General features: G+C 45.3%; 14 protein-coding genes. 3 read left to right on the forward strand and 11 right to left on the reverse strand.

All coding sequences use genetic code 11. The features are described from left to right. The first annotated feature begins 111 nt into the window (after window positions 1-111). The gene (locus tag HYN59_RS10115) at window positions 112-315 is read left to right on the forward strand and encodes a hypothetical protein (RefSeq protein ID WP_108778150.1); all 204 of its coding nucleotides are present in this window, start codon (window positions 112-114) and stop codon (window positions 313-315) included. 23 nt (window positions 316-338) lie between these two features. After that, complete coding sequence (locus HYN59_RS10120; protein WP_108778151.1) at window positions 339-587, forward strand: hypothetical protein; 249 nt, start codon at window positions 339-341, stop codon at window positions 585-587. A 53-nt stretch (window positions 588-640) separates the two neighbouring features. Here the strand turns inward: HYN59_RS10120 and HYN59_RS10125 are convergent, their stop codons facing one another. The 11 genes from HYN59_RS10125 to thrA all read right to left on the reverse strand — a co-directional run bounded on the left by HYN59_RS10125 (window position 641) and on the right by thrA (window position 14,142). Further along, window positions 641-1,426 (reverse strand): SGNH/GDSL hydrolase family protein, encoded by a 786-nt coding sequence (locus HYN59_RS10125; RefSeq protein WP_108778152.1) that lies wholly within the window; start codon window positions 1,424-1,426, stop codon window positions 641-643. 278 nt (window positions 1,427-1,704) lie between these two features. Further along, window positions 1,705-2,433, reverse strand: coding sequence for a head GIN domain-containing protein (locus HYN59_RS10130; protein WP_108778153.1), 729 nt, complete (start codon window positions 2,431-2,433; stop codon window positions 1,705-1,707). Between the two features lie 173 nt (window positions 2,434-2,606). Beyond that, window positions 2,607-3,671 carry a hypothetical protein gene (locus tag HYN59_RS10135; RefSeq protein WP_108778154.1) on the reverse strand — a complete coding sequence of 355 codons (1,065 nt, stop codon included), beginning with the start codon at window positions 3,669-3,671 and terminating at the stop codon, window positions 2,607-2,609. Further along, window positions 3,652-4,209: a hypothetical protein gene (locus HYN59_RS10140; RefSeq protein ID WP_146185915.1), complete on the reverse strand. Its 558-nt coding sequence runs from the start codon at window positions 4,207-4,209 to the stop codon at window positions 3,652-3,654. Before HYN59_RS10140 ends, HYN59_RS10135 begins: the two co-directional genes overlap by 20 nt. Beyond that, on the reverse strand, window positions 4,206-4,757 hold the full coding sequence (locus HYN59_RS10145) for an RNA polymerase sigma factor (protein WP_108778156.1): 552 nt from the start codon (window positions 4,755-4,757) through the stop codon (window positions 4,206-4,208). Before HYN59_RS10145 ends, HYN59_RS10140 begins: the two co-directional genes overlap by 4 nt. A gap of 495 nt (window positions 4,758-5,252) precedes the next feature. Beyond that, the gene (locus HYN59_RS10150) at window positions 5,253-5,963 is read right to left on the reverse strand and encodes a YebC/PmpR family DNA-binding transcriptional regulator (protein WP_108779704.1); all 711 of its coding nucleotides are present in this window, start codon (window positions 5,961-5,963) and stop codon (window positions 5,253-5,255) included. 107 nt (window positions 5,964-6,070) lie between these two features. Then, on the reverse strand, window positions 6,071-8,104 hold the full coding sequence (locus HYN59_RS10155; RefSeq protein ID WP_108778157.1) for a carboxy terminal-processing peptidase: 2,034 nt from the start codon (window positions 8,102-8,104) through the stop codon (window positions 6,071-6,073). Between the two features lie 4 nt (window positions 8,105-8,108). Next, the gene (gene gcvT / locus HYN59_RS10160; RefSeq protein ID WP_108778158.1) at window positions 8,109-9,191 is read right to left on the reverse strand and encodes a glycine cleavage system aminomethyltransferase GcvT; all 1,083 of its coding nucleotides are present in this window, start codon (window positions 9,189-9,191) and stop codon (window positions 8,109-8,111) included. Window positions 9,192-9,492: 301 nt separating this feature from the next. After that, on the reverse strand, window positions 9,493-10,773 hold the full coding sequence (thrC, locus tag HYN59_RS10165; protein ID WP_108778159.1) for a threonine synthase: 1,281 nt from the start codon (window positions 10,771-10,773) through the stop codon (window positions 9,493-9,495). Next, window positions 10,770-11,690, reverse strand: coding sequence for a homoserine kinase (locus HYN59_RS10170; protein ID WP_108778160.1), 921 nt, complete (start codon window positions 11,688-11,690; stop codon window positions 10,770-10,772). The genes thrC and HYN59_RS10170 overlap by 4 nt, the downstream gene beginning before the upstream one ends. 4 nt (window positions 11,691-11,694) lie before the next feature. Next, window positions 11,695-14,142 carry a bifunctional aspartate kinase/homoserine dehydrogenase I gene (gene thrA, locus HYN59_RS10175; protein WP_108778161.1) on the reverse strand — a complete coding sequence of 816 codons (2,448 nt, stop codon included), beginning with the start codon at window positions 14,140-14,142 and terminating at the stop codon, window positions 11,695-11,697. 297 nt (window positions 14,143-14,439) lie between these two features. On the opposite strand from thrA, the gene HYN59_RS10180 reads away from it, so the two are divergent. Then, a complete protein-coding gene (locus HYN59_RS10180; RefSeq protein ID WP_245895527.1) occupies window positions 14,440-15,924 on the forward strand; it encodes an NAD(P)H-hydrate dehydratase in 1,485 nt (494 codons plus the stop codon). Window positions 15,925-15,938 lie beyond the last annotated feature (14 nt).

Genomic DNA, 15,938 nt, shown 5'->3' on the forward strand with positions numbered 1-15,938 from the left:
CATAAAGCTTCAGTAGAAAACTTTATGACATCATCAACATAATTTTAATATATCTATGGGAAAGGGTCGCTGCGCAAAGCGTTAATTTTGAATGTAATAAAACAACCTCTCATGAGATCTACAACCAACACATTATATATGTTTGCCGCCGCCGCCGCGCTGGCGCTTTCATCCTGTAAAGATAAAGATATGAAACAGGAGGGAACCACGACCGATATGGACATTACCTCCGACACTGTAAAACCTGCAAGTTCTGACGCGGTACCGGCAGAAGACTCAACAGCGATAAACCCGGATACTATAATGGGTCCGTAAGGCCCGGCCTAAAATATACAATTATGAAAAAGACAATTTTAAGGAATGCCCTGTACAGCACATTGCTTGTCACGGCGCTTAGCTTTACATCCTGTGGCAAAAAGGAAACTGCCACGGATACGGAAACAAATACCACTACTGAATCTGTTGAAACTGAGCAGGACGGTGATTTGGATAAAGGAGTGCGCGATACTGTTGTAGAAGATAACGATACCGTAGTAAAAATGGGCAGGCAGGAAAACCCGGCCCCAGCACAGGAACAAGTACCATAAAAACATCTGTCTATAAAAAAGGCGGCCATTTTAAAGTGGCCGCCTTTTTGTTTTTAGAACGAGAACTGCATCCGGTAGCGCTCGTATTGCTCCGCCGAAGGCCGCGGCCAGAAAAAGCTCCCCGCGGGTCCGGCAACAAAATGCATTGCCATATCGGCGAGCATCCTTCCGCTGGTCTCATTAAGGTGTATGGTATCTGTGGTCAGGGCTAGCCCGTAACGTTCTGATATATTGTTCCAGTCTTCCCGAAGCAATACCCTTCTTATGGCTGCCTTCGCCAAAAGCCCAAGCCCCTTTTGGAATGGTACAGGCTGCGATGGTGGATTTTGCATGAGGTATCCGGTCATTTTACCGTTGAGGTCCAATAACTCTGTTTCGTATTCGTTGCTGATGCGTTCAATCACGGCATTGTACTTTGCAACCATTGCATTCGACTCATGCGTGAGGTCTTCACCCAGGACCGGTAGTGTACACAGCGCTATTTTGGCATTGGTATATTGCTGCAGCTTTGTTACGATTACTTCGAGATTTTCGGCATACCATTCCAAAGTCGGTTGCTGTGGAAGCGAAAGGTTCCTTTTATACCTTTTGGTATTGGCATGGGTCATTACGGCATTAACATCGTTGGTGCCAATGAGTATAATGATATAGTCAGGTCTTAACGCTATAACTTCGTCTACCCTCAGTAAGGTATTATAGGCCAATTCGCCGTTTTTGCCGAAATTAATGAATTGATAATCCTTAAGGTCATGGGCGGCTGCCAATTGCCCTATCCAGTCGTAGCTGAATGTACCTTTGGTGATGCTGTCACCAAGGCAGGCGACTTTAACTCTTTCCATTTTTTGATTGATGATACTCACTGACGTGCAGCGAGGTGATGATTGATGATTGATTGGTGCAAAGATAAAATGGTTTAAACTTCTGACAAAAGAAAATTAAACAAATGTTTAATCTTTTATTCTACTTTTTTTCTTCAGGCTGATTATGAATAGGACGAATGGGGTGGGGAATTGTTACCGGAAATTTTAAATTTTCCGAAAATACCTTAACGCAAAGGGCCCGTCAGCAAATTGCAGACAGGCCCAACCTAATAACGAGTATGAAACGTTATTTTATATTATTGATGGAAAGTGAATTTCCCTGTGCCGGAATGCTTCAGGTCGGTTTCAGAAGGTTCGCCTGCAAATGCGATGTTGCCTGAGCCGCTTATCCTGCCTTTCAGCTTTTTAGAGCTGTTGGCCTCTACATCGCCCGCTCCCGACACGACGGCATTTACATTGGGCGCTTTCAGGTCATATGCTTTTATGATGCCCGAACCTACAACCTTGCATTCAAAGCTTTGTGCCTGGCCATCAATTTTGATCTCTCCCGAGCCAAGCACGCAGGCCTCTACATTGTCGGTATTTACAGATACGTTTATCGAGCCACAGCCGTCAAGGAGTAGCTTGATGTCATTCTTCACCCGGTTCTTTACATTGATGCTGCCGCTGCCTTTAAGGAAAACTTCGCTCAATGCATTTACAGGCACTTTGATGGTGATCTTGCGGTTGCGGGATGGTGTAAGGAATTTGTCGTTCTCGGAGCCGATGAAGAGTGTGCCGTTTTTTACTTCGGTAGTAACAAGCGGAAGCAGGTTTTCTTCGCCTTCCATGCTAAGGGTGCCGGTGTCGCCCGATATAAGGCTCACCTCAAAATTACCGGTTACTTTGATTTTGCTGTAGTCAGGGCCTATTTTCCTTTTCTCTTTGGTGGTATCACCGTTGCCTTGTACCGCTTCTTTTTTTTCCTGGGCTGCTACCGTTAGGGTAAAGCAAAGCCCTGCTAAAAACATTACTGCTTTTTTCATAATAATTGTTCGTTTTTTTTCCTGCCTTACGGCAAGGATTGATTATTGATTGATTTAAATATTCCCTGTGATGAGCAGGTATTTTTTTGATGATTGAACCCCTGTGGGCATTGATTACTTTATAGACGCACCCACGCTTAAAATGGTTGCATCATTATTTATATTTTTTTCTATTAACCTTTAGTCAGGTTGATATCACCATATTCATTTTTGATGAAGATCCTGTTTACGCCGGCGTTTTTATAATAACCCTTATAATAAAGCTTATTGTCTTTTTCTTTTTTATCACTAATCCTGAATCCTGATAAACCCCGTATGCCGCCATATTCAGTGCTCAATTCAAAGTCAAATGGCGCAGCATCATTATAGGTGATATTAACGGCAGAGTAAGTGGCGTTAATCGCTATGTTCTTCACATCATTGTCCATACCGCCTATTCGTACTTCGCCATAGTTGCAGGTTGTGTTAAAGATTCCCGTTACATACCCGAAGCGCAGGGCAGAATAATCGCCGCCGCCGGTTATCTTGCCGCCTTTTTTAATGTTGAGGTCGCCATATTCTGTTTTATAGGTTATGTCCTGTACTTCGCCTATATTCATGCCGGTATACTGGCCTTTTAGTTTCAGGGAGCCGGCTTTTGTAAGGCTGAAGCCCGAGTACTGCACATTCACATCAGCCGACTTTATATAATTGATTTTCGATGTACCGCTGTATTGCAGGTTAATGGAATTCATGTCGCTGTTCAGCTCATCTATCGATAGGTCACCATACTGGCAGTTAAGTTGTCCCCGGCCATAAATTTTTCCTACAATGGTATTCCCATACTGGTTACTGATATCTATAGCGCCTTTTTTAGGTATCTTGATGGTGTAGTTTATCTCCATATTGGTATTCCTGCCGGAAAAGTTACCTATTTCGGTCCTTGCCGATACCAGCGCTTTTGTTGCCTCAAAATTAATGGTAATACTGTTCAGCCTTTTGTTTACCAGGTCTTCTTTGTCGCCGCTCACTTTTATTACAACATCTATAACAGTCTGGTCCTGGTCCCAGGAGGTGACATACACACTGCCAAATTGATTGTTAACCCTGAGCCCGGCGTTGTTGTTCACCGAATACGATTTGCTTATTTTCTTTTCCTTTATGATCTTACCGTTCATGGGGCCGTCGCCATCCCAGGCAAAAGCCAGTGCGGGGAGTGCCAGAAGCAGCAGGATTACATTATGTTTGATTGTTCTCATGGTAATTTTGTTTCAGTTTTTTGATGTTTTCAATTTTTACAAGCACGTCTTCCAAAAATGATATCCTTGTCTGCAGGTTGGTTATCATTGCATGGATGAGCTGTTTATTTTCGCCCTTGGCCAGCATCTCTTTAGTGATCTTGTCATAGTCTTTTTCAAGGGCATCCATATGAAGGAGCGCATCTTTTACCAGCATTTTGGTTTCGGGGCTGTCCTCTTTTTCAACTTTGGCAAGCTCTTTTTCTATAATGCCTGCAAAATACATTTGTGTTTCCTGTACTTTCGGCGAAACTTTTGCAACTGCTACATTGGTGTCGGTTTCCGGCTTATACATAGTCCAGATGCCGAACAGTATCAGTATAGCCGCCGCCGTTGGCATGGCCAGCCTGAACAGCATGCCTTTCTTCTTTTTCTTTTTGCTTCCTTCAAGCCTGTCCAAAAAGCGGTCCTGGTGGCCTTTTGTTGGCTCTTCTGTGTCCCACTGCCCGTTAAGGTGTGCAAACAGGTTATCGGTGTTCTCTCTTTCGTTATCCATCATGCATTTAGTTTTTTCAGCAGGCTTTCCTTAGCCCTGCTTATTGTTGTGCGGCAATTGCCGTGTGTAATTCCCATTATGTCGCTTATTTCTTCCTGGTCATAGCCTTCTATGAAGAAAAGGGTGAGCGCAACCCTGTAATTGTCTTTCAGCGACTGTATCGCGGCCATGACCTGCTGTACCTGCATGTTCTGGAAGTCGATCGCAGCTTCTTCTTTGTAGTTGTCATCTTCTACTTTATACAGTACATTATCCAGCGGATCCATGGCATTCTTATTGATCTTCTTATAATTGTCAAGGCTGTGGTTGATCACGATCCTTTTTAGCCATGCCCCGAACGTAACTTCGCCTTTGAATGAATCCAGCTTGGTAAACGCTTTCAGGAACGCCTCCTGCATGATATCTTCTGCCCAATGGCTGTCCTTCACGATACGCAGCGCGGTGTTGTACATAGGTTTATAATACCTGTTGTACACCTCGAACTGCGCATTGCGGCTGCCCTCTTTGCAGAGTTCTATCAATGCATCGATATCCGGATTTGCGTTTGTCAACTTTGAATGCCTGGTTTGATATAATGACTGGAGCCTGCCCTGATTTGTTACAGTTGGCAGTAAAAAAAGTTAATTTTTAAATGTACCAATGTAATGATAATTGCGATAAGTGCCTGAAAATACAGGGACTTTGAAATGAAAAAATATTTTAAGGAATTTATTTTTTAGGAATCACACCTGACAGGTTTTTGAAAACACAGGTATTCGGAAGATTTAATTGTTATGACATTAAAGGTATGTTCTTCCATTTCGACGAAGGAGAAATCTCAGGTTATTTACGGTAATTTCTGAGATTTCTCTCTCCGCAAGCTCCGTTCGAAATGGAAAGCCGCTTATTTTCGTTTAATTAAGAGTCTTCCGAATACCTGTGTTTTCAAAAACCTGTCAGTGTAGTGGACGAATAAGCGATGGCAACAAAAAAGCACCCCGAAGGATGCTTTATATCGTCTTGAGTTTCCCCAATAAAAAATAATCAATAAAAATAAAAAATAGAGATTACTCCTGCATCGTGTGGTACACGTTCATCACATCGTCATCTTCCTCGATTTTTTCAAGAAGTTTTTCCACATCGGCTACCTGGTCTTCGGTCAGTTCTTTGGTAACCTGCGGGATACGCTCAAAACCTGAAGAAAGGATCTCGATACCGCGGTGCTCCAGTTCTTTCTGGATGGCACCGAAGCTTTCAAAAGGCGCGTACATCACTATACCATCTTCATCGGCGAAAATCTCTTCCACGCCAAAGTCGATCATCTCCAGTTCCAGCTCTTCCACATCACGCCCTTCAGCAGGGATTCGGAAGTTGCAAGTATGGTCGAACATGAACTCCACCGATCCTTGGGTACCCAGTGTGCCGTTACATTTGTTGAAATAGCTGCGTATGTTGGCTACCGTACGGTTGTTGTTGTCGGTCGCAGTCTCTATAAGTATGGCGATACCGTGAGGCGCATAGCCTTCAAACAATACCTCCTTAAAGTTGGCTGTATCTTTATCAGATGCTTTCTTGATGGCACGCTCCACATTGTCTTTGGGCATGTTGGCTGCCTTAGCATTCTGGATAACGGCCCTCAGGCGCGCGTTGCTCTCGGGGTTACCGCCGCCTTCCTTAACAGCCATTACGATATCCTTGCCAATCCTTGTGAACGTTTTGGCCATTGCCGACCAACGTTTCATCTTTCTTGCTTTCCTAAATTCGAACGCTCTTCCCATAATTATTTTGTTTGCAGCCACAAAAATAAACTTATTCCGTGTTTTTGCAAAAAATTACATGATTGTTATTACCACAAGGGCAGTATTGTTATAAAATGCTTTGACGCCTATTGGTTAAGGTCTTTCAGTATGTTCACGGCTTCATTGATGTACATATCCGTCTTTACCGACTTTATCTTATAATCATTGGCGTTTTTGGCATATTCGTCATAGCCTGTAACATCGGCAAACGAAGTGTTACGGATGGTAAATGCCTGCTCCTTATCGGCTGTTGCAGTGATGTCCTTCCATATTTGGTCCATGGAATGCACATCATCAAAAACATTGTCAAAAGTAACGGGGAGCGGTTTTTTTGCATTAGTGTACAAGGCATTTATCCTGTCGTTCACAGAACTTACCAGCATAAAACCCGGATCAGAATCTACGCGGGCCTTGCTAAGGCTGGCTGCTTTCTTTATAGGAGCATCAGGCAGCTTGGTAAACCTCAGGTTCAGGTTCGGGATGCTGTCGTTTTTAATCGCAGTAGGCATGGCGCTTTCCCTCGGCAGCAATTTGTCGAAAAACGTAGGCAGCTCTACATCAGGCACAATTCCAAGATATTGGCTGCTTTTGCCAGTTATGCGGTAAAATTTGTCAATGGTTACCTTTACAAAATCCTCAGGGTTTTCCTCTTCGAGCGGGAGTATGGTTTGCATGGTCGCTTTGCCAACGGTCGTATTGCCCACGATCACGGCACGATTGTAATCCTGCATCACGCCTGCAAAGAATTCGCTTGCTGATGCCGAAAATCCGTTGACCAAAACCACCATCGGCCCATTGAATATCATACCGCGGTTAAAATCCTTAACAACACTGTAGTCTTTGTCCTTGTCACTCACTACAGCAACAGGCCCGAAGTTAATGAACATTCCCGCCATGCGTATCACCTCGTCCATAGAGCCGCCACCGTTGAACTGCAGGTCGATGATCAGGCCTTTAATATTCTCTTTTTTAAGCTTCACGATCTCCCGCGCCACATCATCGGCACAGCCCTGCTTTTTATCCGAATCGAATGCCGTGTAAAAGCTCGGCACCTTAATATATCCCACGGGCTTATCATCGCCGAGCACAAAGCTGAACACGCTGTGGTCTTCGGCCTTCATCACTTTCTTTTCGAGGTTGACAGAGTAGATGGTACCGTCTTTCTTTCGCAGGGTAAGCTCCACGGTTTTATAGGTATCCGAATTCACAATGTCGCTTATGGTCTCCATGGAGGCACAGGACACAGTATATTCGGTATTGTTTGCCGCCAGCTTTATGATTTGGTCGCCTTTATTTATTTTATCTGTATGGTAGGCAGGACCCCCGGGAACGACTTCTTCCACGATGATCTCTTCCTTGTCATTCTGGCTGACGTAAAGCCCTAACGAATAGTTTTCTGTCGATATTGACGAAACGAATGATGCCTTTTCACTATAATTGAAATAGGTGGAATGCGGATCGAAATACGAGCAGAAAACCGAATAAAATTCATTGTAAATGCTGTTGTCAAAACCTTCGGTAGGGTTCAGCAGCGAGTTCACCTTGCACAGGTAGCTTTCAAGGACCTTCGATTTTGCTATTTTTCCAAGCGCTTCCAGGTTAAGTTTAAGGGAGTCTTTGTTCTTGCTTTGCTGGGCAACATCTTCCAGGATATCGAAAGTTATTTTCTTGCGAAGGAAATTCTTTATTCGTTCCGGTTTCGTATGAAATGGGAAAGAGCTCTTGGAATAATAAATGGTGTCTTTGGTATTGAAGGGCAGGGGCTCGCGGCCTATCTGCTCAACAAAGTCTTTGTTGCGTTCCAGCGCTTTTTTGTAAACCGTAATAAAGTCTGAGAAAAAAGCACAATCTTTATTCTTGATGTAGTCGTCTATTTCGTACTTGTGGCGCGCCAACTGGTCGTATTCTTCCTTCAGGAAAAGCACCCGGTTGTCGTCCAGCCCTTCCATAACAGTTTCAAAAACATAAACCGACAGGCTGTCGTCTATCGGTTTAGGCTTGAAATGCTTCGTTTGGAGCACGGTGCTTACTTTCGAAAAAATTTCGCATGCTTTCCCGTTGTTATTTTGTGCCCCCATTGCCAGTGGCAGCAGGAAAGCGAGTGCGAATATTTTTCTCATAAACTTATTTTTTATAGAACGGCAGCTTCACCACTTTGGCAGGGATGTCGTTCTTCCTGATGCGTATGTATATTTCGCTGTCCGGTGCGGCATAGGCAATAGGGACGTAGCCAAGGCCAATACCTTTGTTCAGCGATGGCGACATGGTGCCCGATGTTACGATGCCTATCACGTTGCCGTCTTTGTCTACAATTTCATAATCATGCCTTGGTATGCCGCGCTCAGTAAGTTCAAAACCTACCAGCTTACGGGTAACACCGGCTTCCTTCTGCATTTTTAATGCTTCCGAATTCGTAAAATCCTTATTGAATTTGGTAATCCACCCCAGGCCTGCTTCAAGCGGCGAGGTAGTATCATTAATGTCGTTCCCGTAAAGGCAGAAGCCCATTTCAAGGCGAAGCGTGTCGCGCGCAGCAAGGCCAATTGGCTTAATGCCATAAGCTTCTCCTGCTTCAAATACCCTGTTCCATATCTGTTCGATCTCAGTGTTTTTAGCATAGATCTCAAAACCGCCGCTTCCGGTATAACCCGTAGCAGAAATGATAACATTCTCAACACCGGCAAAATCAGCTACTTCAAAGTGGTAGTATTTTATGGAAGCAAGGTCTATAGATGTCAGCGCCTGCATGGCTTCCATAGCCATTGGCCCCTGGATGGCAAGCAGCGAATAGTCGTCAGAGATGTTGCGCATGTCCACACCAAGGTCGTTTTTAGAAGAGATCCAGTTCCAGTCTTTCTCAATATTCGAAGCGTTTACAACCAGCAGGTATTCTTCCTCCTTCATTTTGTAAACAATAAGGTCGTCCACGATACCGCCGTTGTCGTTCGGCAGGCAGGAATATTGCGCCCTGCCAACTGTCAGGGTAGAAGCATCGTTACTGGTTACTTTTTGTATCAGGTCCAGTGCTTTAGGCCCGCTCAAAAGGAATTCCCCCATGTGCGAAACGTCAAAAACACCTACACCGTTGCGCACGGTTTCGTGTTCGGCGTTAACCCCTTCATATTGTACAGGCATGTTGTAGCCCGCAAAAGGGACCATTTTGGCACCAAGGCCTTCATGAATATGCGTAAGCGCAGTATTTTTCATTGTAGCGTAAAGAATAAGTTTGAAATGTGTTTGTTTTGTTTGAATGCGCTAATTTATTGAAAAAACTACAGTATCCGCAGGTTAACTTTAACAATTAAGAATAATTTAGTGAAGTTTTGGTTTGACTATGAGGCTAACGTATCCGCTCCGCAAAGTCTCTGACTTTGCGGAAGTGTTATCATGTCTCCTGACATGCATTATAAAAGGTCAGAGACCTTTACACGCGTCCACAAAGTCAGAGACTTTGCGGAGCAGTCATTGAATAAAATCCGTGGTCATCAGCGCAACATATTTTCCAAATTCATTTCTTCAAAATCTCTTTCAATCCATTATAATCCGAAATCCTTATCGTTTTCTTCTCACCCTTCATAACACTCTTTATCTGCTCCGGCACGGGAATAGTAATGCCAAGTGTTTTCTCAATGCTGTCCGGGAATTTCACCGGATGTGCCGTTTCCAGGAACACACCAGTATAGCCGGGATTATCCTGCATGAATTTTTTTAATCCAAGATAGCCAATAGCACCATGCGGATCGGCCAGGTAGTTATTATCGGTATAAAGTTTTTTAAGGGTTTCCAGGGTTTGGGCATCGGTAAAGCTGTATGAAGTCAGCTCATCTTTCAGGCTGTCGCCAAAGAGTTCCAGTATTCGTACAAAATTGCTGGGGTTGCTCACATCCATTGCATTAGAAAGCGTTTCAATGGTTTTTTGAGGGGTGTATTGCTGCGTTTGCATAAAGCGTGGCACAGTGTCGTTGGCATTCGTCGATGCTATGAAGTGGGCTATCGGCAGCCCGATTTTCTTTGCCATCATGCCCGCGCAGATGTTCCCGAAATTACCGCTCGGTACAGAAATTACAATTGGATTGCCTTTCGTTTTCAGTTCCTTATAGGCAAAAAAGTAATAAAACATCTGCGGCAGCCAGCGCGCTATATTGATGGAGTTGGCCGAAGTCAGGCTCATATCTTTCAGCTCTTCATCCAGGAATGCTCTCTTCACCATATCCTGGCAGTCGTCAAACGTTCCGGATACTTCCAGCGCGGTGATATTCTGACCCAACGCCGTAAGCTGCATTTCCTGTACCGGGCTCACTTTCCCCGAAGGGTAGAGGATAACCACATCAATGCCTTCCACACCCAAAAAGCCGCTTGCCACAGCACCACCGGTATCGCCGGAGGTTGCCACAAGTATCGTGATCTTTCTGTTCTCGCCTTTGGTAAAATAATTCAGCACACGCGACATGAACCGGGCACCTACATCTTTAAAAGCCATTGTCGGCCCGTGGAAAAGCTCCAGCGAATACACATCCTTTTCTACCTCAACCAAAGGAAAATCGAACGAAAGGGTTTCTTCTACAATACGCTTTAATTCATGCTGCGGAATTTCGTCGCCTACAAATGGCATTATAGCTTTTAGTGCGATTTCAGTATTGCTGTAGTTTTCAATTTTTGCTATAAATTCTTTTTCAAGCTGCGGGATACTTTCAGGGAAGTAAAGCCCTTTGTCCCTGGCAATGCCTGTAATGGCGGCTTCTTTAAAAGAAACCTTTATATCGTGGTTGTTTAAACTGTAATATCTCATAATATCTTAATTCCGGTGGGGTTAATGGGCGAAACATGCAGTTCGAAAGGGATGCCCGTATCCTGTAAAACGGATGCCATGGCTTCGGCTGCTTTTTGTGCAGTTTGCACCCCTCTTGACAGCGCAAATACCGATGGCCCCGAGCCTGAAATGCCACCGCCAAGTGCCCCTGCACTCATGGCTGCGACTTTTATCTCCTTAAATTTCGGTATAAGTATATAACGGACCGGCTCTACCAGCTCGTCATGCAGGCTGCGGCCTATCAGGTTATAATCATTTGTATACAGCCCGCTGATAAGCCCGGCAATATTCCCACATTGTACCGTGGCTTTTTTCAGGGTGATATTTTCCCGGATTACCGACCGTGCATCCATAGTCTTCAACTCTATCTGCGGATGGATCACGGTGGCATACAGTTCTTCCGGCGCATCTATCTTTATGATGTCCAGTGGTTCATAGCTGCGTATCAGCGTGAAGCCTCCTAAGAGGGCAGGGGCTACATTGTCGGCATGGGCGCTGCCGCTGGCCAGTTTTTCGCCCTGCATAGCAAAAGGAACAAGTTCTTTATTGGACAACGGACTGCCAAGCAAATGGTTGATGGCAAATACCGCACCTGCCGCACTGGCCGCACTGCTGCCTATACCGCTACCCGCCTTTATATTTTTTTTAATGCTTATCTCAAAGCCGTGATCGGGCTGCAGGTGTTCCAGCAATGCCAGCGCTGCCACGCCCCCCACATTTTTTTCTGCGACAAGCGGAAGGTCGGCACCAATGATCTCTTTAATCTTCACTCCTTTTGGGCAGGCAGTGTTAATAGTCATCTCATCGCCTACGCTGTCCAGGCAAAGGCCCAGCACATCGAAACCGCAGGAAACATTAGCTATCGTAGCCGGGCTGAATATACTTATCCTGTTCATAGTCTTATTTGTTGCCAATGCGTATTATATCCGCAAAAATCCCCGAAGCTGTTACCGCCGATCCTGCACCGGCACCTTTTATAAGCAATGGCTGGTCGGCATAGCGGTCGGTGTAGAACAGCACAATATTATCCTTGCCTTCCAGGTTGTAGAAAGGATGGCCCTGCGGGATGAACTGCAATCCCACATTGGCTTTTCCGTCTTCGAATGATGCAACGAACTTCAGCCTTGAACCTTCGGCGGATGCCTTTTTATAAAGGTCGTTAAAGTGCCCGGCATGCGTTTTCAGCGATTCAAAAAAGTCATCAACACTTGTGGTATCAAGGCTTTCCTGTGGCAGGAATGAACGGTTCTCTATATCGTCAATCTCCATTTCGTAGCCACTTTCGCGAATGAGTATTACCAGCTTACGCTTCACATCGATGCCGCTCAGGTCGATCTTCGGGTCGGGCTCGGTGTAGCCTTCCGCCTGTGCCTGCTTCACGACATCATAAAAAGAATTCTCCTCATTAAAGTTATTGAAAATAAAATTAAGGCTTCCCGAAAGCACCGCCTGTATTTTGTGCACACGGTCACCCGAAGCTACCAGATTCTTCAATGTGTCAATTATCGGCAGTCCGGCACCTACATTCGTCTCAAACAAAAATGGCGCATTGTACTGCCTTGACAGGCTTTTCAGGTTTTTATAGTTCGCATATTCAGAGGCGCAGGCCACTTTATTGCAGGTCACCACGGCAATGCTGTTCTTCAGGTAGTCGGCATAGGTGGCGGCTACCTCATCACTGGCGGTATTATCTACAAAAATACTGTTGCGCAGGTTGAGCCTTTTTATCTCACTGATAAAGTCAACGGGATTGGCAGCCGCGCCATCCGCTATGAGGCTTTTCCAGTCTTTCAGGTCGATGTCGTCCTCATCTGTATGCATTTTTTTAGAGTTGGCAAGCCCGATAACGCGCACGCTCATCTTCAGGTTGTCTTTCAGGTATTTCTTCTGCGCGCGTAACTGTTCAAGAAAAATACTGCCTACATTCCCCACGCCCATAACGAACAGGTTGAGCTGTACGATGTTTTCTTCAAAAAAGGTTTCGTGCAGGCTGTTCAGGGCTTTCTTCACATCCTTGCTGTCAATAACCGCGGAGATGTTCCTTTCGGATGCGCCCTGTGCGATGGCGCGAATATTGATATTATTTTTCCCAAGGGTGCTGAACATCCTGCCGCTGAGTCCCTGGTGGTTCTTCATGTTCTCGCCAACAACTGCAATGATGGAAAGGCCGCTTTCCAGTATCGCCGGCTTTATTTTTTGCTGCTGTATTTCAAAGCGGAATTCCTCATCAATAACCAATTTTGCTTTTTTAGATTCCGCTTCCACAATGCCAAGGCAGATGGAATGCTCCGATGATGCCTGCGTGATGAAAATAACGTTGATGCCTTCTTTGGAAATCACTTCAAACAGGCGTTTGGAAAATCCTGCCACGCCTACCATGCCGGGGCCTTCGATGGTTATTAGCGTAATACCGTCGATATTGCTGATGCCTTTTATAGGGTTGCAGCTTTTGGCCTCCGGATTTTTACGAATAATGCTTCCGGGGGCATCGGGCTCAAAAGTATTTTTTATATGGAGGGTAATATTTTTATTCAGTATCGGCTGGATGGTTGGCGGGTAAAGCACCTTGGCACCAAAATGAGACAGTTCCATCGCTTCTTCAAAAGTAATGTCATGTATCGGTTCGGCCTGCTTAACGAGTTTTGGGTTGGCGGTGTAGATGCCGTTCACGTCCGTCCATATTTCCAGTGAAGGCACATCCAGCGCCGCGGCCACTATAGCTGCGGTATAATCGCTGCCGCCACGCCCCAGGGTAGTGGTATGCCCGTCTTCCGACTCAGCAATGAAGCCCGGCATTATAGTTATGGCGGCCTTATTTTTATCGAAATAATGCTGCAGCAAAAGGTTGCTCATTTCAAAATTTACCACGGCTTTACCAAAGCGGCTGTTGGTCTTTATCAACTCACGGCTGTCGGCCAAAGCGCAACTTTCGCCCTGTGCTTTCAATGCTTCGGAAATGATATAGGAAGAAAGCACTTCGCCGAACGACAGTACCAGGTCTTTGGTGCGTTCGGAAAGTTCGCCCAGCAGGAAGCAGCCATCCAGCAATGTTTCCAAGTGGTTGAGTATTCGTTTGGCATGGCTCAAAATGCCGCTCTGTCCTGTCGCGGGTAGCAATTGTCGTATGGCTTCCAGATGGCGCTCCTCGATCTCTGCAAGGAGGCTGCGGTAATTTTCGTTCTTATGGGAAGCTTCCGTTGCCGCCGAAAGGAGCAGGTCGGTTACGCCGCCCAGTGCGGAGACCACAACGATAAGCGACTGGCTTTTTTTGTTTTTAATGATGGCAATGCATTGCGACATGCTGTCGGCATTGGCTACCGAAGTACCGCCGAATTTTATGATATTCATGAACTATTTTTTTAAGGTAAGCAATAACGGCAAGGGCCTTTTGTCATTCCTATGGGAATGACCAACAAAATGGATTATATGTAGAAATTATACCCCGAACGGGGTAGTAGTTGTAGTAGTTGTCGTAACAGAAGCCGCAAACCCTGTAGTAAGGTTTGTAGTAGTTAAATATTTGTTGCTGTTACGTATCATATACAGGCAAATGTAATAAATTTACGTAGCGGCAAACATCGCCATACCACTTTTGCGAAATATTTATAAATCACTGTCTATCACTAAAGGATGAAAATTTTTAGCGTGTCAAAAATCAGGGAAGCTGACGAAATTACAATTTCCCGTCAGGGTATAACTACAGGCGAACTGATGGAGAGGGCCGGTACCGAAGCGTATTTATGGCTTAAAAAACGATTTCCGGATAAAGAGACCGTTTTCCATGTGTTTTGCGGGAAGGGAAATAACGGCGGCGACGGACTGGTAGTGGCGCGATTGCTGCACAAGGATAATTATAAAGTAATAGTAGATATCGTAGAAGGCACAGGAAACCCTTCGGAAGATTTTACTGCCAATCTGGAAAAACTGGACGAAAACAACCTTGCCTGCAATACCAACGAAATTTATGAATATAAAAAACATAAGATCGTATTCCTCGATGCTATTTTCGGCATAGGCCTTAACCGCGAAGTGGGCGCTGAAGCAAAGGCAGTAATAGAAAGAATTAACAACAGCGGGGCAAAGATCATCTCCATTGATGTACCTTCGGGTATGTTCATGGACAGGAAGAGCGAACTGGCTGTCCATTCAGATATCGTGCTTACATTCCAGTTCACCAAACTTGCTTTTTACCTGGCTGGGAATTGCAATTTCATCAAAGAAATAAAAGTACTCGATATTGGCCTTGATAAAGATTTTATAGCAAACGAGCCCACCCAATACTTCCTGACCGACAGGGCCGAAGCTCACCAGCGCTATCGCCCCGTGCCTTCCCATGCGCATAAAGGGATTCAGGGGCATGCACTCATAATCGGCGGCAGTTATGGGAAGATAGGGGCCGTGGCATTATCATCCAAAGCAGCGCTTAAGTCGGGTTGCGGATTGGTAACAGCCTATATCCCAAAGTGCGGCTATTCTATAGTACAGACTACATTTCCCGAGGCCATGGTACTGACAAGCGGTGAGGAGCATATCGACAGCATTACGTTTGATATTGAACCAAAAGCTATCGGTATCGGCATGGGGTTAGGGCAGCACCCCGAAACGCAGCAGGCCGTGCTGGAGTTTTTAAAACACCAGAAAATGCCGATGGTTATTGATGCCGATGCATTGAATATCCTGTCATATAACAAGGAGTGGCTCAATATGCTGCCGGAAAATACGATACTTACCCCACATCCAAAAGAACTCGAACGCCTGATGGGTTCGTGGGAGGATGATTTCGAGAAAATGGAAAAAATCCGGGCATTCGCCAAAGAGCACAAGATCATACTGGTGGCTAAGGATGCTTTTACCATCGTGGCCTGCAACGATACGGTGCACATCAATTCTACCGGCAATGCAGCCTTGGCTACAGGAGGCAGCGGCGATGTGCTCACCGGTATCATTACAGGACTGCTTGCACAATCGTACAGCCCTGCCGATGCCGCGATCTTCGGAGTGTACCTGCACGGGCTTTCTGCCGACATTGGCGTATGCGATACAAGCAAACAGGCTTTCATAGCCTCAGACATCATTAATTACCTCGGTGCCGCTTATCTTAAAATAGAAGCAGAAAAAATGCAGCGGTAAAGTCAATAAATCTT

The organism is Flavobacterium album, assembly GCF_003096035.1.
Classification (GTDB): Bacteria; Bacteroidota; Bacteroidia; order Flavobacteriales; family Flavobacteriaceae; genus Flavobacterium; species Flavobacterium album.